This window comes from Pseudoruegeria sp. SK021, assembly GCF_002119405.1.
Lineage (GTDB): Bacteria > Pseudomonadota > Alphaproteobacteria > Rhodobacterales > Rhodobacteraceae > Meridianimarinicoccus.
This window is the reverse complement of record NZ_MTBG01000150.1, coordinates 1-257: the sequence shown is the minus strand read 5'-3', so window position 1 is coordinate 257 and position 257 is coordinate 1. Positions and strand designations below refer to the sequence as shown.

Below are 257 nucleotides of genomic sequence, written 5' to 3'. Positions count from 1 at the left end.
TGGTCAGGAAAAACCCGAAACTGGCAACCGGCCGGACCTGTCTGGCTGAATCCAGAAAACGAATTCAGCGCCCCTGAAATCAGAGACGCCGCATGAAATCGGCGGACAACTAGTTTGACAAACACCGGGCCCGGCGAACAATGCGTTCTTGCGATTCAGGGTAATCGGCCTGATCAAATTCTCAACCTTGTTGGAGTCGATCTCGACGCGGCCGTCTGTCAGGAAGGTTTGTAGGCCGTCCCAGTGGTTGTGAATGT

Annotated in this window: 1 pseudogene; it reads right to left on the bottom strand. The window is 54.1% G+C overall.

From position 1 onward, the window contains the following. Positions 1 to 129: 129 nt before the first annotated feature. Positions 130 to 257: pseudogene (locus BV911_RS19005) on the bottom strand (transposase); the annotation flags it as partial.